Here is a 19,783-nt window from a genome sequence, read left to right as displayed (position 1 = left end):
CCGTCCTTTGCGTACTTCGCGCCCTTTGCGGTTAACCCCGCCTTTTCGAGCAATGAAGGTCTAGCGAACCCAGCCCTCGCCCGCTCGAAAGCGAAACGCCAGATCGAAGACCACCACCCCGCCCCCTCTGGGCGGCGGAAACTCCGACTCGAGCGCAAAGTCGACTAGGCAATCTTCGACGCTCGGTGCGCCGAGCGTCGAGCTTTTGATGCCGGCGCGTGAGACCCTGCCGTCGCTGTCGATCGCCACGGTGAGCACGACGCGGCCTTCGGGGTCGTTGTCGGCGACCTTGTAGCATTGGTCGACGCGCGTCTCGTGGACCTCGAAGACCGACTCGATCTCGTCGCCCGTCAGCCCCCAACGGTGGTAGGCGTCGACCGGATCCTCGAAGCGAATCTTTTGAGATTGGCTGTCCCAGGTGAGCACCTGGTAGTAGGTCGAGCCGCTGCGGCCTTCGCCGTACTCGAGGTCGGCGAACGCCGTCTCGAGGCAGGTGCGCAGCTCGGGCGAGAGCGTTTCGGGGTCGAGCAAGCGAATGGACGCCGGGGTGCCCGAGCGAGGAAGTTGCAGCTCGACCTCGACCTCGGTCACGCCGTCGGCTGCGCTGGTTTCAAAGCAGTCGCGAAGCTCGGGGCGCGTGTCGCTGTGCACGGCCGTGATCGTCTCTTTGCGCGGAGGCGGTCCGGTGTCCTCTTGGAGTGACTGATTGGTGGCCGTGCAGGCGGTGGTGGCCGCGGCGAGGGCCGTGATCAACGTCAGCTTGACGTACAGATGTTGCTTCAATGTTGACCTGGTGCATCGGAATGGTTTCGCTTCGCGATTATGTTTGAAATATCAGCAGTCGCGCAAGCCACGTCCACCTCGGGAGGCCCCGATGCAGCGCTCACCAGTTCCGATGCCCTTTTGAAAAGCCCTCGCCCAATTGAAGTTCAAGGGTCGAATTGACACGGTGCACCTTCGCACACGTCGATAATCTCGCCGGTGCGCAGGAAGTGGTTTAGCTGCTCGCCCGCCGCGGGCACGCCCGAAAGCTTGCTGTGCGGGTCGCCCACCCCATCGTCCGAGATCGCGTTGCCGTCGTCCGGCCACGGGTTGCCGAAGTCGTACAGAATGATGCCCGAGCCGGTGTGCGGGTACGAGACCTCGTTGAGGTTCCAGGGCGTGCGGTCGGCGTCGTAATTCTCCAAGATCGGGATGCCGATATCGGTGCGAGCGATATGCTCGTTGGTGACGACCGCGACCTGGTAGTCCCCTTTGGCCACCGTCATCAACACGTGCGTGGGCGTGCCGTCGAACGGCTCGTCCTCGATGCGGCGCACGTAGCTCACCGGTTCCGTCCCCGCCCACAAAAGCTGCATCAACGCGATGCCCACCGCCCGGTCGAGCGCGCTCCCGTACGTGTTCTTCATGTTGCTGTGGAACGGGTCGAAGCCCGTCGAGCGGTACAAGAGCGTCGAGTAGTTGTTGCCGGGCACCGCAAGGTAGCCGCGCTCGATATCGGGCGTGAGCGCCATGAACGTCTGGCCGAAAATGCCGCCCTGCGAGCCGCCCATATAGTACTGCTCGTCGGTGTAGACCTGGATATTGCGCGAGGTGATCTCCTCGAGCCCGGGCAGGCGCGTCCCGGCGGCGCGCGTAACCAGGATATACTCGAGCATGCCCTGGTGCAGACGGTCTGCGAGCTTGGTGAAGTTGCTCAGGTCGAGCACCGAGGTGAGCGCGGCTTCCTGGTCGCGATACGACATGCCCACCAGGTCGACGGCCACCAGAATATAGTTGTAATCGTTGGCGATCTGGCTCAGGTGGCCGGCGTAGATCTCCTCGCGGCTCCCCAACAGGCCGTGGCCGTAGGTGAGCAGGCCGGCGGGCTCGTCGACGGCCGAGTGCGGCACGCGGATGAGCACGTCGGCGTCGCGCGTGCCGTTTTGGACGAGGTTGCCCTCGTCGTCGAGGTTGAAGACGTAGCCGTTGCCGAGTTTCCTCATGTAGTGGGGCACCTCGATGGTCCCCTCGAGCTCCAAAAAGATCTCGTCGTCGACCGGCTTGCCGCTGCCGTCGTCCTGGGCGACGTACTCGCGCACCTCGTTGATCGTGAACTCGGGCCCGTCGGGCATCGCGGCGAGCGCCTCGTCGCGCATCTGGAGCATGCGCCCGTGCATGGCGTCGCTGCTCGCCGTGCGGAAATCCCAGGCGAGCGTCAGCGAGTCGCGCTGCACACCGGCCTCCTCCAGAATGGTGAACACCTCGTCGAAGCGCGCCTGGCGGGCGGCGAGCGCGGCGTCATCGCCGGTATCACCGTCGAGAAGCTTCTGGAACGCCTCGGACGGCGCGATATCGGCGCCGGCGGTGGTCTTCAGGTCGCGAAAGGCGACCACGTAACGGGCGTTCTCTTCGAGGATGACGGCCGGGCGCACGAAGAGCGTCTGGTCGTCGGCCGACTCGGCGTGCACGTCGAGCTCGGCCCAGTACGGCACGCGCTCGTGGTTGCCGTCCTCGGAGACCCGCAGAAGCACGACCGGCGCGTCGGCCGCCACCGACTCCTCGACCGAATAGCGCCCGGCCATGCCCGAGACGTCGACATCGGGGAAGACGGCCATGATGGGCACGCCCAGGCCATATCCGTCCATGCGAGCGTAGGGCTCGGGGTCGATATGGGAGCCGTTGCGGTTGGCCGGCAGCGAGGTCTCGCCGAAGGTCAGCGTGTAGCCGGTCGCACGGGTATCGTCGGGAGCCATGTACAGGTTCGACGGCCAGGGCATCGCGCATTGTTGCTCGACGAGCGGGTCACACTCGCTGAGCGGATAGCTCACGGTGCCTGCGTCCGCATCGTCGCCGGAGTCGCTTGTATCGCCTGCGTCCGCTCCCACATCGGAGCCTGCATCCTCCGAAGGTGTGACACCAGTGTCGCGGTCTTGGCCGCCGCCGTCGTCCCCGCAACCTGACGCTGCGAGCACGAGCGCGGCCAAAAGGGCTACCATCCAGCGACGCGTGCGCCGCTCGCTTAGAACCAAACCAATCGCGTGATGCTCCATCGGAGACGTCCTTGGCCACATATTTTCGAAATTCTCAGTGAGTGGCCCCACGATAGCAGCATCGGTTGGCGAGGCTCAACAGCACCACCAACGAAATTTTGTAGGAAATAGAAATGAAGCTGGCACAGGTTATGCAGTGTGTATGAAGCGACAACCGCCAACCGACCGGGACGAATAACGAGACGAAGGAAAGACGATGTCGGCTACACCCAAATGTTTCAGTGAACACACCGCCGACCTGCACTTCGAGCAGGACATCGTGACGATTCGCGAGTGGGAGCGCTTCAAATGGCTGGCTCGAGGCCTGTGGGAAGTCGCCGACCACTACACAGTCGCCCAGCTCGAAGAGCTGCTCGACGCGGCCCCCGAGATGCCCGGCCAGCACGAGAAGGTCCTCGTCCTGCTCGCCATCAAGGCCACGCCCCAGTCGGTCGCGGTGCTCGAGAGTCTCGACACAGGCGCCTACGACGAAGGCTTTCGCGAGCTCCACAAGGTGGCGCTCGATTTCGCCGAGTCGAAACGCGACTGAGTACGCCCCGTCTCGCCCGGCATTATTTTCTGGCCGCCGTGCATTTCCTGCCTAGATTCGACCGCGACTAGTTTTGTGCAGTCGGAATTGGGGTAACGCATCACCAGTGGCGGTCAACCGATAGTCCATCGTTGAAACGCTGTACGCCCCTCCGCAGCCTCCTCTCCCTGCACGGATCGTTCAATCGAGCCCGTTCATCGGAACCTGAAGAATCACGTGAGGACGCGGATGCCGTGCACTTCCAATGCGGTCGACGCCCAGCCGTTGACCGTCGTATCGAATCGCCTTCCCGTCGAACTTCACCGAAATCGCGAGGGCCTCGCGGTGCGGCCCTCCAGCGGAGGCCTCGTCGGCGCGATGAGCCCCATTCTGCGTGACCGCGGCGGCACCTGGGTCGGCTGGCCCGGCTGCTCGGTCGACGGAGACGACTGGACCGCGCCCTTGGAGGCGTTTGCTCAGCAAAGCGGCTACAGTCTCGAGCCGGTGAACCTCTCTCAAGCGGATATCGACGCCTACTACGCCGGCTTCGCCAACTCGGTGCTCTGGCCGCTGTTCCACGGTTTTAGCCGCCTGTGCGAGTTTCGCCCGGAGTTCTGGAAGCGCTACCTGGACGTCAACCGCAGGTTCGCGCTTCGCCTGGCCCGCTCCAAAGAGGTCGGCTCCCACGTGTGGATCCACGACTACCACCTGATTCACGTGGGCAAGATGCTGCGCACCGCCAAGATGGACCTGGAGCGGCTCGGCTTCTTCCTGCACATTCCGTTTCCCGCCGTCGATCTATGCCGCCGGATGCCCTGGATGCATCAGATCGTCGATGCGCTCTTGGCCTACGACCTCGTGGGCTTCCAAACGCCCCAAGACCTGCACAACTTCTTGGGCTGTGTGGCTCATTGTATGCCGCATTGCGAGATCGAACGCGGTCGTACCAGCGCGGTCCTCGACGTGGGCCACCGCCGGCTTCGGGCCGAGGCATTTCCCATCGGCACCGACTTCGACGACTTCTCCGAGCGAGCCAGCCGCCCCGAGGTGGCCGCACGAGCCGAGGCGCTGCAACGCGAGCTCGGCCCCTACGATATCCTGCTGGGCGTGGATCGCCTCGACTACACGAAGGGGCTCATCCACCGGCTCGAGGCCCTGGAGGTGGCGCTCGAACGCTACCCGTCGCTGCGCGAGCGGGTCGTGTTGTATCAACTGGTGGTCCCCAGCCGTGAGAAGGTGGGGGCGTATGCCTCGCTCAAGGACGAGCTCGAGCGCACCGTCGGACGCATCTGCGGGCGGTTCAGCACGCGCAAGTGGTCGCCGATCCGCTACCGCTACGGCCGGGTCGACCGCGTCGAGCTGGGCGCGATGTACCGCCAAGCGCGCGCCGCACTGGTCACGCCTCTTCGCGACGGCATGAACCTGGTCGCCAAGGAGTACGTCGCTTCGCAGGTCGACGCGAACGGCGTGCTGGTGTTGAGTGAGTTTGCCGGCGCGGCGGGACAACTCGCCGACGGCGCGCTTCTGACCAACCCCTACGACACCGAAGCCACCGCCGAGACGATTCGCCGAGCGGTCGAGATGGGCGCCGACGAGCGTGCGTCGCGTATGGCGATGTTGCGCGAGGTGGTCCGAGAAACGGACGTGTACTGGTGGGCCGAGCGCTTTGTCGATCGCATGGAGCAGCCACTCGACAAGCGCAGCGTTGCCGAGCCGCTGTGGCGCACGCCGTCGGCCGAAGCGCTGCCGCTTCGCGCGTTTTGACGACGCGGCCACAGCCGCCCGCTAGGTCTGGGAGCGAGGCTCAGGCCATTGCGTAGTTCGAGAAGACCTCGGCTTCGCCGCCCATGAACTTGGTGAAGAAGAGTTTGAACTCGTCGCGCATCTCGACCTCGATCTGGCGGATGCGCTCTTTGGAGACGTCCCACACTTCGCCGAGCTCGCGCAGCGAGTTCGGGTCGTCGCTCAGTGTGCGCTCGTACCAGATGGAGCGGCGCCGGTCGTCGTCCAGACTCTCTCCGAATTTGTCGATCGCCTCGCGCAGCCGCGCCCGGAACTGGTATTGAGCGGTATAATCCTCCGGGTTCGGCTCCTCGGTCTCCATCATGTCGCTGACCGTGGTCGCGCTCCCGTCGCTCAGCGGCATGTCGAGCGACACCGGTGCGCTCTCCATATTCATCCCGATGAGCTCGACGTCTTGTGTGTCGATGTCCAGATACTCGGCCACACGCTCATTGGTCGGCTCCAAGCCCTTGGCCTTGATGGCCCGCTTGGCCTTGTTCAGGTTGAAGAACAGCTTTCGGCCCGCGCGCGTCCCGCAAATCTTGACCGGGTGGATGTGGTTCATCATGTGGTTGAAGATCATCGCGCGAATCCAATACTGCGCGTAGCTGATGAACTTGACGCCGCGGTACGGGTCGTAGCGCTTGACCGCCTCGGCCAGCCCCACATTGCCCTCCTGGATGAGTTCGAGCAGGTTCATGCCGTGGCGGCGATACTCCATGGCGAGCTTGACCACCAAGCGCAGGTTGGTGAGCACCAACAGCTTGGCAGCCTCGACGTCGTCTTCCTCGATATAGCGCTCGGCCAACTCTTGCTGCTCCTCGGCAGGCAGTGGCTCGACATAATTGAGCCGCGCAAAGTAGCTATCGAGCGCGCTCATGTCCTTGGACAACTCGATGCCGTCGGACGGAATCGCAAAGGACCATTCTCCGCGCTCGACCAGATCGTCGGTGGCGCGTTTTTTGGTGGAATTGTCCGATTTCTTTACGTCGTCACGATACACTTTGCCACTAGCCAGCTGCGTGTTCATTGGTGTTCCCCTGACCCTGGTTGAACGTGTGAGGCACCGGGAGTCCCCGACCCGATGCTTCTTCTTGACGCCGATAAATCTGATTACAAACAAGCTAAACACGAAATCGCACAAGCCACAAAACTGGCGATTTCAGTGGAGACTTCGAGCGCCTACACAAATGGTTACAGTGGGAGAGGGAGCAACTGTTGTGCCAAGGGAACACAAAGGTGGCAAATCTTGGCTGGAGGCAGGTCGTCGAGGCGGGATCTAGATCTCGAAGATGGTCACGAGATCGAGGTCGGCCTGCTGTTGAATCGACCGGCATTCGCCTTTGTGAAGAGCGACCTCGGGAAGGTAAATCGTCGCGTCGGGAAAGCGCAGGGCCAATTGGACGAAGGTGCCGAAATCGACCGGAGCCTCCAACACCACTTCCAAACGCCAACAATCGGCCGGGGGCTCGTCGAAACTCACCTGGCGGGGCCCACCGATGGTCGCGCTGCCGTTGTCGCCGCTGACGACCAACTCCCACCACTGGTCCTGCTCGTCACAGGCGTGCATGGTCGCCTCGTTGAGCACCTCACCGGCGAGGAGGTTGGAAATGGTCTGTCCACCGCGCTGCCACCGCTCCTTCTGAATCTCGGAGAGCGTGGTTGGTGTGTCGAAAGTCAACATGGTCAAACCTGGGTTTCGGCTCATTGGAACTCGCAGCTACAATATACACACACCCGCGATCAGACGAAGTCGCTTTGGCGCAACAAAGCGACAGCCTGCCCCCCGCAGTTCTTTCGCAGGCGCCTCACCCCGCGCAAAAATTGCGCGCACCACCGTGCTCACCACAGTTGCCCTTGACGATGCGCATTTGATGCCCACATTTCGGCGCCGGAGCGGTTAACCGAGAGGAGAACCACTTGCGCACCGGCGGTCTACCAAGCCCCTCTTTGCACGACGAGCCGACATGATTTCACGCGCCGTTGCACGACCACGTCACCTCGCCACGCTGTTCATCGTCTTGGCCGCTCTCTCCTTTTTGGCTGGTTGCGAAGGGAGAGAAGACGCCCAGAAGCCACAGACGGCCAACAAGCCAGACCAGGCAACTAGCTCAGAGCACGCTGCACGCGTCGACAGCCAAGTCGCGATCCTGCGCAATCTGCCCGATGTGGTCGACCAGACCCTGCCAAGCGTGGTCGGCATCTCGACGAAGATGAAAGTCGATACTCGACGAGGAGCCAGCCCCTTCGGCGACGACTTTCCGTTTCCGTTCGATCCGGGCGCCCCTGGTGGTCCTGACCGCGGCATTCGAGAAGGCATGGGCTCGGGTGTGGTCGTCTCCAACGAGGGCTATATTCTGACCAACTATCACGTGGTCGAAGGGGCTGACGAGATCTTGGTCAGCCTCAACGAGCGCGGCGAATTTACTGCCGAAGTTGTGGGCACCGACCCCAAGAGTGACCTCGCAGTGCTCCAACTCCAAGATCCGCCCGAGGACCTTCGCCCCCTCCCCTTCGCCGACACCGAGGGCGTGCGCCTCGGCGAGCCGGTCGTGGCCATTGGCAACCCGTTCGGTTTGGCGAGCACGGTCACCATGGGCATCGTCTCTGCCAAGGGACGCCAAAACGTCGGCATCACTGATTACGAGGACTTCATCCAGACGGACGCGGCCATCAACCCGGGCAACTCCGGCGGGCCGCTCGTCAACATGTCCGGCGAGATTGTGGGCATCAACACCGCCATTTTGTCGCGAAGCGGTGGCTACCAGGGCATCGGCTTTGCCATTCCGTCGCGTATGGCACGCGCCGTCATGGAGAGCCTGATCGAGCACGGTAAGGTGACCCGCGGCTGGTTGGGCGTGATGATCCAAACGGTCACCGACGACTTGGCCCGAGCCTTCGACCTGCCAAAGAATACCGACGGGGTGATCGTCTCGGATGTCGAGCCCAACAGCCCCGCCGCCGAGGCTGGCCTGCGCCGCGGCGACGTCATCGTCTCACTGGATGGCAAGTCGATCGATTCGGCGAGCAACCTGCGCAATCGCGTGGCGTTGACCGCGCCTGGCACCACCGTCGAGATGGGTGTGCTGCGAGATGGCGACCAGCAGACCATCGAGGTCGAGCTGGGTGAGTTGCCCTCCGAGGCCGCCGGCCCGCCTTCGCTGGGACCCCAAAGCCAACTCGACGGGCTGTCACTCGCTCCCATCAACCCAGAGCTTCGCCAACGATTCAATATCCCCGGACGACTCGATCGCGGCGTGATCGTCACCAATCTCACGCCCGGCAGTCCCGCCGCCCAGATGGGCCTTCGCCCCGGCGACGTCGTCCTCGAGGTCAATCGCGAACGTGTCGATTCGGTCGACGCCTTCTCCAAGGCCTACGACAAGAGCGACGCACGAGTTTTGTTCTTGGTGTACCGCGACGGAAGCACCCTCTTTTTGGCCGCCGACAAGCCCGGTTGAGGCTGTCGTCTTCGCCCATTACAATCCGTCCCACCTGAACTGCCAACGGACGGATTTATGGACGGCAAGAGTTTATTGAGCGACGGGCTCCAACGGGTCCTCTTTCTGGTGATCGCGCTGGTCCTGACCGGCGTGGGGCTCTGGGCGAGCAGTTGGAGCTTCTCGAAGATCCACCACATGCGCCAACTCGAGCGCGTGCCGCCCACCCCTGTCTCGGCGGTCATCTCCGGCGAGGTCAACCTGTCGGGCCAAGTGCGTCCCGCCGGCGAATTGCTCGAGTCGCCCGACACCCGCACCCGCGCGGTCTATTACCGCTACGTCGTCGAAGAGGAGCGCACCGACTCCGATGGCGACTCGTACTGGGCGACCGTCAAAGACGTGAGTCGCTCGGTCGACTTTCTGCTCAAAGACCAATCCGGCGAAGTGTTGATTCAGCCCGGTGGCCCGGTCGAGATGGACGTGCGCCAAGACTCGCAGCGCGTCGCGGGAGACATGCGCTACACCGAGTACCTTCTCGAGCCGGGTTCCAAGGTCTTCGTGTTCGGCTACGCCACCCGCGAGGCGGCGGGCTACTCGGTTCGCTTCGACGCCGAGGGAAGCTTCGTGCCCATCGTCTCGGAAAACTCCGAGAAGGGAGAGCGCCAGGAGATGGCGCTCTGGAGCGCGCTCGGCCTACTCGGCGGGCTCGCCGGGCTATCGTTTGCGATGGTCTTTCTGCTGGGAGTCTTCCGCGTCCACCACTCGGCGGTCTACCTGCTCAGCGTCGCCTCGGTCATGGTGATCGTGCTGCTATTTCAGGGCGTGTCGATGATGAAGGCCGACGTGGAGGACGCCAACACCCGGGCGCAACGCTTGCTGGAGGAAGGCAAAGGGGTCATCGAACGCACCCTCGCCGAGAACGACATTGCCTGGAGCGGCAAATGGGCCGACCTCGGCTCGTTCGCCGACGCCAAGTACCGCCCGCTCGGCCCCAAGGAGCGGGCGCGATTGGCGCGCGTGCGCCTCGCCCTGGCCCAGTCGGTCGAGCGTACCAACGAGAACCTCGACCGCTTTCCCGAGTCTCTCCTCGGCCCGCTCTGGGGTGTCTCGCACCTCGAGGCGTTACCACTGTCCGAGGGAGACCAGCAGAAACTCGCCGCCCTCGAGGAAGGTCACGAGCCGACACGCGTGGGGCTCATTCCGGCGTTGATCGGTTTGGCACTCGGCGCGCTCGGCTCCCTATTCGCCACCTGGCAAGGCATCAAAAAGGTCTCCACCAAGCGCACCATCGAAAACGTGCCCACCTCCCCCATCGAAGGCGTGGCCTACGGACTCGCCGAGATCAAAGGCACCGCCGAACTGGCGAACGGCGAGCCCACGCTTCGCGCGCCCATCTCGAACCGTGAGTGCGTCTACTACCGGCATATCATCAAACGCAAAGACTCCGACGACGACGGGTGGACCACCGTCAAAGACGAAGAGCGAAGCGTTTCGTTCTTCTGCCGCGACGCCACGGGACGCATGTATGTCGACCGCGTGGGCGCCCGATTCATCCCCGAGGAGGTTCGCACCAGCCGCTCGGGGAACCGAAAGCATATCGAGTACCGCATTAGCCCGGGCGAAGATCTCTATGTGCTCGGCTCGGCCGAGATCGACCCGCAGACCCACGACCGACTCCAGATCGCCGACGGCCACGGCGAACTGCCCTTTATCGTGAGCTCGTACCCCGAGAAGACGGTCATGTATAAGGAGGCCAGAAGCGCCTTCTACCTGCTCAACGTCGGCCTGCTCGCCACCATCTTGGCGGCGCTGGGCCTGACCGGCACGCTCGGCTCGTTCGGGCCGATGCTCTACACCAGCGCGGCCGGCTTTGCGTGCGCCTACCTCTTCGTGACGCTCTTCTTCTTGTACTACAACGACCTGATTTTCTTGCGCGAGCGAGTCCACCGAAACTGGTCGAATATCGACGTCGCCCTCAAAAAACGCTTCGACCTGATCACCGCGCTGACCAACACCGTCAAAGGCTACCTCGCCCACGAAAGCGAGCTCCAAGAGGCGCTCGCCCAGGCACGTGCCACGCGCGAGGGGATCAAAGAGGCGAGCCCCGACGACGGCGCCCTCGCCGCCGAGCAGCACGTGCGCAGCCAGGTCCTCGCCACCATCGAAGCGTATCCCGAGCTCAAAGGCCAAGAGATGGTCGACCGGCTTATGACCTCGCTGACCGACGTCGAGAACGAAATCGCGCTGATGCGCGATGGCTACAACGATGCCGTCGAGCGGTTCAACACCCGCCAGCAGAAGTTCCCCGAGGTTGTGATAGCAAAGATGTTCGGATTCAAGAGGGCCTCGCACTTCCGCACATTTGGTACGGAGCGCGAGGCGCCCCAGATGGCCAACAAGCTGGCTAACTGAGCGAAAGTGCGAAGGAGCGAAAGAGCGAAAGAGTGAAGGAGCAAGAAAGCAAAAGAGCAACGGCACCACCGGCCGTTGCTCTTTTACTTCTTCACTCTTTTACTCTTTTACTTCTTCACTCTTTTACTCTTTCGCTGCCTTAGTCGTCGAAGACGCCTCGGCGCTCTTGGTCGCGCTCGATGGACTCGAACAGCGCCTGGAAGTTGCCTTCACCGAAGGAATCGTGCTCCTTGCGCTGGATCAGCTCGAAGAAGATCGGGCCGATGACGTTCTTGGTGAAGATCTGGAGCAGGTAGCCCTCTTCGTCGCCGTCGACCAGCACGTTGTGGTGCTTGATGCGATCGCGGTCCTCGGTGACGTTGGGCACGCGGTCGTAGACCGTCTCGTAGTACTCGTCGGCGATGTCGAGGGTCTGGACCGGGCCGCCCTCCATCTGGTCGAGCGAGGCGAGCAGATCGTCGCTCATCAGGGCGATGTGCTGGATGCCCTCGCCGTTGTACTCACGCAGGTACTCTTCGATCTGCGACTTCTCTTCGTTGCCCTCGTTGATGGGCAGGCAGAAGGTTCCGCACGGCGACTTGAGCGCGTACGAGGTCAGGCCGGTCTTCTTGCCCTTGATGTCGAAGTAGCGGATCTCTTCGAAGCCGAAGATGTCCTTGTAGAAGCTCGCCCACTCGTCGCGCTTGCCCTTGTAGACGTTGTTGGTCAGGTGGTCGATGCGATAGAAGCCCTTCGACTCGACCGTCTGCGGCTCCGGGTGCTCGACGAACAGGTCGTCGAAGATGTTGCCGTCCTCGCCCCACTTGTCGATAAAGTAGACGAGGCTGTCGCCGATGCCGTAGATCGCCGGGAAGTCGAAGTCGGCGTTGGCGTCGCCCTCGGCGGGCTTGGCGCCGCGCTCGACGGCCTCGTCGAAGGCCTTGGCGGCGTCGTCGACGCGCATGCCCATCGAGCAGATCGACGGACCGTGGGCCTCACGGAAATCCGCAGCGAAGCCCTCGTCTTCCTTGTTGATCATGAAGTGGATGCCGTTCTGACGGTAGTAGTCGACATCCAGGTCGCGGTGGGTCTTCTCGAGCGAGAAGCCGATGGCGCGGAAAAGCTCGCCCATCGCCTCCGGGTCGGGCGTGGTGTACTCGACAAACTCGATGCCACGAAGTCCAAGCGGGTTATTGCTCATTGCTGATCTCCTCAAGGTTGATTGAAACGGTTGACCCCAAGGCGAGCCTTGGGGCTGCGCGGGCGCCCCAGACAATGGGGCGAGCGCCGCTGGGGGCAAGCCCCCGCTCCGCGAATTATTCGGTCATCCAACTCTTCCAGTAGTCCTTGCGCTCCACCTCGAGGGCCTTGGCGGTCATCTCGAGCGGGTTGCGCGTATCGACCATGACGGCAACCTCGTCGGTGCGCTCCTTGGTCTTTGCGGCCTCGATGGCCTTCGGGTGCGGCCCGTGGGGCAAGCCCTGCGGGTGGAACGTCACCATGCCGGCGTCGATGCCCTCGCGGCTGAAAAAGTCGCCGTCATGGTAAAAGAGGACTTCGTCGTAGTCGATATTCGCGTGGTAAAAAGGCACGCGCAACGCACCCGGGTCTCCGGTCTCTAGCCCACGCGGCAAAAAGGTGCAAATGACAACATTGGGCGCGGTAAACGTCACGTGCGCGGTGGGTGGCAGGTGGTACTTCTCGCTCAAAATCGGACGGATGTCGCGAATATTGAGCTGCCAGACGGTCAGATCGCCCTTCCAGCCCACCACGTTGAACGGGTCGTGCGGGTAGGTCACGGTGGTGATCTTGCCGCCGCGCTTGATCTTGAGCCGGAAGCGGTCGCCCTCGAGGTTTCGCGGCGCGGGCTCCGGCACGTTGATCACGCCCGGATCGAACAACGCGTGGTTGCCGATAATGCCGCGCTCGGGGATGCCGATGGCGCCGGTCGTCTCGATGACGTACAGCGCGGTCTTTTCGGACGGAATCAGCCGGTAGGCCGTCCCGCGCGGAATCACCAGATAGTCGCCCGCCTCGTACTCCAGCGGCCCAAAATCGGTGTCGATGCGGCCCTCGCCGACGTGCACGAAGAGCGTCTCGTCGCCGTCGGCGTTGCGGAAGTCGTAGTCCATCGGCTCGCTGATATGAGCCATCGACAACTCGCAGTCGGCGTTTTGCAAAAAGGGAACGCGCCCCTCGACGTAATCGGCGACGCCGAGGCCGGGGAGCCGCTCCGTCTCGAACGCGTGCGGGCGAAGATCACCCTCGATGTCGACCCAACCGACCGGTGCCTCGGTGCGGTACAGGTGACTCGTGCGCCCGAAGAATCCCTCGCGCGCATACTCCTCTTCGACGGTACCCTCGGGCAAATCCACGTGGGCTTGGCGGCTGAAGCGTCCCTTCTTGAAGTACATGTTGCCTCCTTGAGTCATGTTTGGTGACAAGGAGTGTATGGACGCATACCATCGCAATAAACTATAAATTATCGTACATCTTCATCCAATTTACCGATGAAGACCGTGGCCTCTGCGTTTCCATGCCGCCATGCCCCCCGTGACCTCCGTGCCTCTATGAAACTCGACCTCGACGCCCTCGAAGCACTCGACGCCGTTATTGAAGCAGGCTCCTTCGCCGCCGCCGCCGAGCGCCTGCACAAGGCCCAGTCGGCGGTGAGCTACGCCATCAGAAAACTCGAAGAGCGCCTCGGCGTCGAGCTGTTCGATCGCTCGGGCCACCGCGCCGAGCTCACCGAGGCGGGCCGCACCGTGCTCGAGGAGGGCCGCCACCTACTCGCCTCGGCGCGCCGCCTGGAAACCGTCGCCCAGCAGCTCGCCCACGGCTGGGAGGCCAGGCTCGAGGTGATCATCGACGGCATCTTGCCGATGTCGCCCATCATGGGCGTGCTCAAGACGCTCGCCGACGAGGAGGTGCCCACGCATATTCAGGTCAAGATGGAGTATCTGGGTGGCGTGCAATACCGGTTTTTGCGCGACCGCGCCGACATGATGGTCGTCAAGGACTTCGAGCCCGAAGAAAACCTCACCGCCCACCCGCTCGCCCAGGTCACCGTCGTCTTGGTCGCCGGCGCCCAGCACCCGCTGGGACAGATTCCCGCGGGCGAGGAACTCGAGCTCCCCGAGCTGCAACAACACGTCGAGCTCACGATTCAAGACTCGAGCGCCCGCGGCAGCCAAGACGAACATATGTTCGGCGGCTCGCGCACCTTCTACCTGAGCGGGTTCCACAACAAAAAAGAAGCCCTCTTGCGAGGGCTCGGTTACGGCTGGCTGCCGTTGTATATGTGCGCCGAAGAACTCGCCGCAGGAACGTTGGTCGAGGTGCCGTACGTGTCGGGTTCGCGCTACGAATTCACCCCGATGCTCGTGCACCGCTCCGACCGCCCGCTCGGGCGCGCCGGCAAACTCTTCGCCGAGCGCGTCCGCGAAGAATTCGCCAGCGGCGAATGGCGCAACTAGCCAGCGGCGTCTTCGTAGCGTTCCAAGTACCCGCGCACCTCCTGCATCCCGAAGCTGCGCGTCAGCCGCGCCGCCTCGCGCCCGTCGACGAAGAAGACGAGCGTGGGCACGGTCAGAACGAGCATCTGCCCAGCCACCTCGCGATCTTCGGCCGCGTCGATCTTGACGAACCGCCACGCCGCGTGCTCGTCCATCACCTGAGCGAGCTTCGGCCCGAGCGCATCACATACCGAGCACGAAGGCCCGGAGACGTAGACAACGAGCAGCCGGTGCTCGTCGCGCAACTCCTGAAACGTATCAAAATCCATCACATCTCCTTGTTCCGTGCCTCCACGCTTCCGCGAACGCAGTTCACTTTCTGACCAATCTTTGAATAAAATGCACGCAGCCTCGTCAGACGCGAGTGAACTGGTAAATGATGCTGCCACCATGGCGCTACTGGAGAATAGACCTGTGAAGATGTCCTCGACCCAAGTGTTGCTCGCTGCTTTTTGCTGCGTCTTCTTCGGTGCATCGACGGCGTTTGCCGGCGAGTCCGACGAGTTCGACCCCTCGCAGTTCGACTGGTCGGCCAAGCCCGCCACCGTCAAAGCCGAGTTCGACACGCTTCACACCGAGCACTTCGGTTCGTACAAGCGCTATTCTCACAAGGTTAACCTCCACTCGGAGAGTTGGCGCCAGTTCTTCGTCTTCCACAACGACAAGCTCATCGCCCAGGGCTACGAGCGCGCCGAGAACCTCGTCAAGCCGCGGGTGGGCACCATCTCCGACGTCGTCTCGTACGACAATAACTATTGGATCGTGCGCACGCTCAACAAAAAGCACGGTAAGCCCGCGTTCGTCGACCGACGCACCCGCACCGACTACTCGCAGGAGTTGGGCGACGACGCGCTGCGCGTCAAGCGCTCCCTCGAGTGGGACCTGCAGGGCGAGCGCTTTCGCTGGGAGCCCGAAAACGGCACCATCCGCTACACCGTGCAGTACTCGATGGACGGGCTCGCCGAGCATCGGCTGGTCAACGTCAACCCGGGCAACTGGGCGCACTACTTCGAGTTCCAGACCGCCCAGGCCTTCCGCGACGCCGGCATCCGGCTGATTCGTCGCTTCAAGTCGCGCACCCACAAGTGGGTCGTGGCGAGCTTCACGCCGTCGGGTAACCTGAAGGTCCAAAAGTACAACCCGCCCAAGTCGGCCAAGCCGCGCTCGGCCAGCCGCACACAGTGGAGCACGTCGAATTGCCGCATCTCCGGCGAAAAGTGCGAGATCACCTACAAGTACTACGGCGGCCACCTCTACGAGGTCGAGATCGACTTCTCCAAGAGCGGTAAATTCCCCCGCCGCGCCCACCACGACAAACTGGGCAAGGCGTTCTACAAGCACTTCATGACCGTCGACAAACGCATGCAGCGCTACCTCGGCAGCCCCGGCGACGCCAAGCACGTCAAAGACCTCGACAACCGCCGCAACCTGCTCAAGGTCAAGAACCTCGTGCAGGGCCAGGAAGGCTTCTGGTCGGTCTGGTACGACGTGGGCAACGACGTGCTCGTGCGCCACACTATCAGCGGTGAGAGCGACGGCGCCGGCTACCACATCGACCACAAAGTCACCTTCCGCTTCCACAACGTCGCCCGCGCGCTGGCCGAGCAGGACTCGTGGAAGGCCGAGGCGACCGCCTCCAAATAAGCGCTCGCCCCGCGCCAACAACAAGAGCTACAGGCACACACCGGTGTCGTCATTGCCGGAGATGACGACGTCGGTGAAGTCGCTGGCGATGAGACTCTGGAGTATCAACGCCTCACAGGTGGGCAAGGTGTCGTTGTCGACGATCACCAACTCGAACAGCAAACCTCTGAATGGCGACAGCCCCGTCAGCCGCTCGAGCGCGTCGTTGTTGATGATCCGAATCCCGCCTCGGATAGTTGTCAGCGAGTTGAACCCCTCGATATTTATGAGGTTGGGGTTGTTCTCGATGATCAACAAACCCTCCTCGAGGGCGAAGTTGCCGACCACCTGCCTGAGATTATCGAGGCCATCGACATCGGGCAGGCTCTGGTTGTCCCGGATGACCAATTTATGAGTCTCACGCAACTCCAAAAGCGCCTCGATGCTCACCAGCGCCGGATTCCCCTCCAGGATCAGACGCCCTGCACTCTCGAGAAGCTCGAGCCCGGCGAGGCTGGCGAGCGAAGCGTTGTCCCGGATCTGTAGAAAGTGGGTAAACTCGAGGGAATCGAGGCCGGAGAGCGAGGCCAGCCTGGGATTTTCCTCGATCCAAAGCCGCTTGGCGATGCGCATATTCTGGAGGCCGCGAAGGCTCGTCAGCCGCCTGTTCTCCCGGATGAAGAACTCTCCGTCGACGACCCGCAAGTTCTCCATGCCGCTGAAGTCTTGCAGGCTGGTGCCCTCCACGACGACATCGCCGACGATGGTCGTACATCCGGTCGCCTGGAAGTCCTGAATATCTTGGCGATCATCGATGACCAAGCCGCCGTCGATGATACAGCCGTCGCCGGGGCAGTCGGCCGAATAGTCGTTCTCCAACACGATGACCTCGCCGCCGATCGTAGCCACGCTCGCTGCGAGAGCCTCCATCTCACACTCGGCGAGATTGCGGTTGAACTGGATGGTGAAGTCACCGCCGACCGATTCGAGCCCAGGTGCGCTGAACCTCTCCAGGTCCGCGTTGCGCTCGACCAGCAGGCTGCCGCCAATTGTACGGAGCACGGGCGCATCCACCGTCGTCAGGTCTCGGAAGCTGTGGGAGATTTCGAATAGGGCTGCGACGGTCTCGAGGCTCGGCAACCGGATCTGGGTGATGTCCTCTTGGCGCGTGATCCTGAAGGAGCCGTCCACTGAGGCGAGGTTCGGCACACGGATCGATCTCAGCCCCCGATTGCCGGTGATGAGAAACCCACCGGTGCTCCGCAACGACGAAAGCTCGATCAGCTGCAGCCCGGGCCCTTCGGAGGAGAAGTCGCCGCCGTTTCGGTAGATCTTGAGGCTTCCAGCCACACTCTCCAACGACGCGAGCCTGACGGCCTCCAGCGCCGGGTTGCCGGCGATATCGAAGTGGCGGCCCACCTGCTCGAGCGACGACAGGCCGTCGATCGACTCCAGCCGCGGGTTATCGTAAATCGACACCGCCGAGCTGACCGAGCGTAGCCCCGACAGAGCGTCGAGCGTCCGAACAGTCGGACTCCGTACAGCCAAGCTACCGTTGATGTCGAAGCATCCGAGCCGGGCGAATCGCGTCAAGTCGGCCGGCGAGTCGATGTGCACGTCTTGGTCGATGGTCACACAGGTGCCGTTTTGAGCCTGGTTGGCTCCGGCTGATGGCGCAGGATTGGCCGTCTCGACGTCACCACAAGCGGCCAGCGCGCAGACAAACGAGGCCAGTGATGCCACAAGGCAAAGGCGTCGCATAAATCCCCCCTGACAAAAGTCAGAATCATTCGAGCGCGTGAGCGCTCCGCAATACAGCCCATATTGAAGCAACCTAGCCATGTACAAGAAGCGGACAACGACATCCGAAGACACGGGGTGGACAATTCGGTCGCCCGGTTTATCTTAGTCCGGCGCTCCCGGCACAGGGGGAAGAAAACGGTCTCTAACTACCTGCAGTACGAGGTTTCGAGATGCCCGAGACACAACACCTCATCGACGTCACCGATCAGAATTTCGAACAAGAAGTCATCGCCCGCTCGCACGACGTGCCCGTCGTGGTCGACTTCTGGGCGCCCTGGTGCGGCCCGTGCCGCGCGTTGGGCCCGACGTTGGAGAGCATGGCCGCCAAGGCCGGCGGCGAGTGGATCCTCGCCAAGGTCAACGTCGACAACAACCAGCAGAGCGCGCAGCGCTTCGGCGTGCGCGGGATTCCGGCGGTCAAAGCGTTCGTCGACGGGCGCATGGTCGACGAGTTCACCGGCGCCCTGCCCCAAAGTCGAATCGAAGCGTGGCTCGACGGCATCTTACCTTCGGAGCCCGACGCCCAGCTCGACGAGGCCGAAGCGCTCGAAGAGAGCGGCGACCTCGACGCGGCGGCGTCGATTTACGAACAGGTGCTCGACGAAGACCCCGACCACATCGACGCGCTGCTCGGCATGGCCCGGGTGAGCGCGATGCGCGGTGAGAACGAACGGGCCGAAGAACTGCTCGACCAGGTGCCCATCGCCGAGCGAGACGGCGAGTACGAGCGCGTGCTGCTCGACGTGCAGGCGGCGCAATTCGCGCCGGTCGACGAGCTTCAGGCCCGGGTCGAAGAAGATGCGGCCGACCTCGAGTCGCGCTGGCAACTCGGCATCAAGCTCGCCTCGCAGCGCCGGTTTGATGAAGCCCTCGACCACCTGCTACAGATCGTCATCCGAGATCGCGGCTTTCGCGACGATGCCGGGCGTGAAACCATGGTGCGTATCTTCGAGGTGATGGGCCCGAACACCGATGAAGTGCGCGAATGGCAAAAGAAACTCGGCCGCGCCATGTACTGAGGACACCCCATGAAGCACAAAACCACCCTGCCGACCGCGGATGAGGCCCTGCCCGGCCGCGATCGCGCCATCGACATCACCAACGAGCACGCCGTGCTCGGCACGCCCATCAAAGGCCCCTTCGACGACCATCTCGAGATGGCGATGTTCGGCATGGGTTGCTTCTGGGGCGCCGAGCGCAAGTTCTGGCAGACCGACGGCGTCTACAGCACCGCCGTCGGCTATGCCGGTGGCTACACGCCCAACCCGACCTACCGCGAGGTGTGCACCGGACGAACCGGCCACGCCGAGGTCGTCCTGGTCGTCTTCGACCCCAACCAGGTGAGCTACGACGAGCTGCTTCGCATCTTCTGGGAGAATCACGACCCCACCCAGGGCATGCGCCAAGGTGCCGACACCGGCACCCAGTACCGCTCGACGATCTACTGGTTTGACGAGGAACAAAAGGAAGCGGCGCTCGCCTCACGCGAGGCCTACGGGAACGAACTGTCGAGCGCGGGCTACGGTGAAATCACCACCGAGATCAAAGAAGCCCCCGAGCTCTACTACGCCGAGGACTACCACCAGCAGTACCTCGCCAAGAATCCCGGCGGCTACTGCGGCATTGGCGGCACCGGCGTGAGCTGCCCGGTCGGGCTCACGACCGAAGCATAATCAAACTCCCCGGGCG

Annotated in this window: 16 protein-coding genes; 8 read left to right on the top strand and 8 right to left on the bottom strand. The window is 62.9% G+C overall.

The window, feature by feature from the left end:
• Positions 1–60 precede the first annotated feature (60 nt).
• Together FIV42_RS23715 and FIV42_RS23710 are read right to left on the bottom strand one after the other, a co-directional pair.
• Positions 61–783 (bottom strand): AgmX/PglI C-terminal domain-containing protein, encoded by a 723-nt coding sequence (locus tag FIV42_RS23715; protein WP_141200096.1) that lies wholly within the window; start codon positions 781–783, stop codon positions 61–63.
• 146 nt (positions 784–929) lie between these two features.
• Positions 930–2,978 (bottom strand): hypothetical protein, encoded by a 2,049-nt coding sequence (locus FIV42_RS23710; protein ID WP_141200095.1) that lies wholly within the window; start codon positions 2,976–2,978, stop codon positions 930–932.
• A 250-nt stretch (positions 2,979–3,228) separates the two neighbouring features.
• Here FIV42_RS23710 and FIV42_RS23705 point away from each other — a divergent pair, with 250 nt between their 5' ends.
• Complete coding sequence (locus FIV42_RS23705; protein ID WP_141200094.1) at positions 3,229–3,561, top strand: hypothetical protein; 333 nt, start codon at positions 3,229–3,231, stop codon at positions 3,559–3,561.
• 228 nt (positions 3,562–3,789) lie between these two features.
• Positions 3,790–5,304, top strand: a complete 1,515-nt coding sequence (locus tag FIV42_RS23700) for an alpha,alpha-trehalose-phosphate synthase (UDP-forming) (RefSeq protein WP_141200093.1) — start codon at positions 3,790–3,792, stop codon at positions 5,302–5,304.
• Positions 5,305–5,344: 40 nt separating this feature from the next.
• On the opposite strand, the gene FIV42_RS23695 is transcribed toward FIV42_RS23700, so the two are convergent.
• Both FIV42_RS23695 and FIV42_RS23690 read right to left on the bottom strand, forming a co-directional pair.
• On the bottom strand, positions 5,345–6,352 hold the full coding sequence (locus FIV42_RS23695; RefSeq protein ID WP_141200092.1) for a sigma-70 family RNA polymerase sigma factor: 1,008 nt from the start codon (positions 6,350–6,352) through the stop codon (positions 5,345–5,347).
• A gap of 249 nt (positions 6,353–6,601) precedes the next feature.
• A complete protein-coding gene (locus tag FIV42_RS23690) occupies positions 6,602–7,012 on the bottom strand; it encodes a hypothetical protein (RefSeq protein ID WP_141200091.1) in 411 nt (136 codons plus the stop codon).
• A 277-nt stretch (positions 7,013–7,289) separates the two neighbouring features.
• On the opposite strand from FIV42_RS23690, the gene FIV42_RS23685 reads away from it, so the two are divergent.
• Both FIV42_RS23685 and FIV42_RS23680 read left to right on the top strand, forming a co-directional pair.
• A complete protein-coding gene (locus FIV42_RS23685) occupies positions 7,290–8,783 on the top strand; it encodes a DegQ family serine endoprotease (RefSeq protein WP_141200090.1) in 1,494 nt (497 codons plus the stop codon).
• 57 nt (positions 8,784–8,840) lie between these two features.
• The gene (locus tag FIV42_RS23680) at positions 8,841–11,174 is read left to right on the top strand and encodes a LemA family protein (RefSeq protein ID WP_141200089.1); all 2,334 of its coding nucleotides are present in this window, start codon (positions 8,841–8,843) and stop codon (positions 11,172–11,174) included.
• 139 nt (positions 11,175–11,313) lie between these two features.
• Here FIV42_RS23680 and hppD read toward each other — a convergent pair whose 3' ends face one another.
• Together hppD and FIV42_RS23670 are read right to left on the bottom strand one after the other, a co-directional pair.
• Positions 11,314–12,354, bottom strand: coding sequence for a 4-hydroxyphenylpyruvate dioxygenase (hppD, locus tag FIV42_RS23675; RefSeq protein ID WP_141200088.1), 1,041 nt, complete (start codon positions 12,352–12,354; stop codon positions 11,314–11,316).
• A 115-nt stretch (positions 12,355–12,469) separates the two neighbouring features.
• Positions 12,470–13,567 (bottom strand): homogentisate 1,2-dioxygenase, encoded by a 1,098-nt coding sequence (locus FIV42_RS23670; RefSeq protein WP_141200087.1) that lies wholly within the window; start codon positions 13,565–13,567, stop codon positions 12,470–12,472.
• A 156-nt stretch (positions 13,568–13,723) separates the two neighbouring features.
• Between FIV42_RS23670 and FIV42_RS31195 the strand changes: the two genes are divergently transcribed.
• Positions 13,724–14,629: a LysR family transcriptional regulator gene (locus FIV42_RS31195; protein ID WP_141200086.1), complete on the top strand. Its 906-nt coding sequence runs from the start codon at positions 13,724–13,726 to the stop codon at positions 14,627–14,629.
• On the opposite strand, the gene FIV42_RS23660 is transcribed toward FIV42_RS31195, so the two are convergent.
• The gene (locus FIV42_RS23660) at positions 14,626–14,937 is read right to left on the bottom strand and encodes a thioredoxin family protein (protein WP_168210895.1); all 312 of its coding nucleotides are present in this window, start codon (positions 14,935–14,937) and stop codon (positions 14,626–14,628) included. The two genes, FIV42_RS31195 and FIV42_RS23660, sit on opposite strands and share 4 nt — an antisense overlap.
• Positions 14,938–15,088: 151 nt before the next feature.
• Here FIV42_RS23660 and FIV42_RS23655 point away from each other — a divergent pair, with 151 nt between their 5' ends.
• Positions 15,089–16,312, top strand: a complete 1,224-nt coding sequence (locus FIV42_RS23655) for a hypothetical protein (protein ID WP_141200084.1) — start codon at positions 15,089–15,091, stop codon at positions 16,310–16,312.
• A gap of 27 nt (positions 16,313–16,339) precedes the next feature.
• On the opposite strand, the gene FIV42_RS23650 is transcribed toward FIV42_RS23655, so the two are convergent.
• Complete coding sequence (locus FIV42_RS23650) at positions 16,340–18,052, bottom strand: hypothetical protein (RefSeq protein ID WP_141200083.1); 1,713 nt, start codon at positions 18,050–18,052, stop codon at positions 16,340–16,342.
• A gap of 212 nt (positions 18,053–18,264) precedes the next feature.
• Here FIV42_RS23650 and FIV42_RS23645 point away from each other — a divergent pair, with 212 nt between their 5' ends.
• Both FIV42_RS23645 and msrA read left to right on the top strand, forming a co-directional pair.
• The gene (locus tag FIV42_RS23645) at positions 18,265–19,113 is read left to right on the top strand and encodes a thioredoxin family protein (protein WP_141200082.1); all 849 of its coding nucleotides are present in this window, start codon (positions 18,265–18,267) and stop codon (positions 19,111–19,113) included.
• Between the two features lie 9 nt (positions 19,114–19,122).
• Complete coding sequence (msrA, locus tag FIV42_RS23640) at positions 19,123–19,767, top strand: peptide-methionine (S)-S-oxide reductase MsrA (protein WP_141200081.1); 645 nt, start codon at positions 19,123–19,125, stop codon at positions 19,765–19,767.
• Positions 19,768–19,783: the final 16 nt, after the last annotated feature.

It is taken from the genome of Persicimonas caeni, assembly GCF_006517175.1.
Taxonomy (GTDB): Bacteria; Myxococcota_A; Bradymonadia; order Bradymonadales; family Bradymonadaceae; genus Persicimonas; species Persicimonas caeni.
The sequence above is the reverse complement of the archived record's forward strand: the minus strand, read 5'-3'. Positions and strand labels throughout refer to the sequence as shown.

Bases quoted from the DNA above. Each gene is read 5' to 3' on its own strand.
- msrA (WP_141200081.1), top strand. From the start codon at position 19,123: ATGAAGCACAAAACCACCCTGCCGACCGCGGATGAGGCCCTGCCCGGC.
- FIV42_RS23660 (WP_168210895.1), bottom strand. From the start codon at position 14,937: ATGGATTTTGATACGTTTCAGGAGTTGCGCGACGAGCACCGGCTGCTC.
- FIV42_RS23650 (WP_141200083.1), bottom strand. From the start codon at position 18,052: ATGCGACGCCTTTGCCTTGTGGCATCACTGGCCTCGTTTGTCTGCGCG.
- FIV42_RS23700 (WP_141200093.1), top strand. From the start codon at position 3,790: ATGCCGTGCACTTCCAATGCGGTCGACGCCCAGCCGTTGACCGTCGTA.
- FIV42_RS23680 (WP_141200089.1), top strand. From the start codon at position 8,841: ATGGACGGCAAGAGTTTATTGAGCGACGGGCTCCAACGGGTCCTCTTT.
- FIV42_RS23695 (WP_141200092.1), bottom strand. From the start codon at position 6,352: ATGAACACGCAGCTGGCTAGTGGCAAAGTGTATCGTGACGACGTAAAG.
- FIV42_RS23645 (WP_141200082.1), top strand. From the start codon at position 18,265: ATGCCCGAGACACAACACCTCATCGACGTCACCGATCAGAATTTCGAA.
- hppD (WP_141200088.1), bottom strand. From the start codon at position 12,354: ATGAGCAATAACCCGCTTGGACTTCGTGGCATCGAGTTTGTCGAGTAC.
- FIV42_RS23655 (WP_141200084.1), top strand. From the start codon at position 15,089: ATGTCCTCGACCCAAGTGTTGCTCGCTGCTTTTTGCTGCGTCTTCTTC.
- FIV42_RS23705 (WP_141200094.1), top strand. From the start codon at position 3,229: ATGTCGGCTACACCCAAATGTTTCAGTGAACACACCGCCGACCTGCAC.
- FIV42_RS23710 (WP_141200095.1), bottom strand. From the start codon at position 2,978: ATGGTAGCCCTTTTGGCCGCGCTCGTGCTCGCAGCGTCAGGTTGCGGG.
- FIV42_RS23685 (WP_141200090.1), top strand. From the start codon at position 7,290: ATGATTTCACGCGCCGTTGCACGACCACGTCACCTCGCCACGCTGTTC.
- FIV42_RS31195 (WP_141200086.1), top strand. From the start codon at position 13,724: ATGAAACTCGACCTCGACGCCCTCGAAGCACTCGACGCCGTTATTGAA.
- FIV42_RS23670 (WP_141200087.1), bottom strand. From the start codon at position 13,567: ATGTACTTCAAGAAGGGACGCTTCAGCCGCCAAGCCCACGTGGATTTG.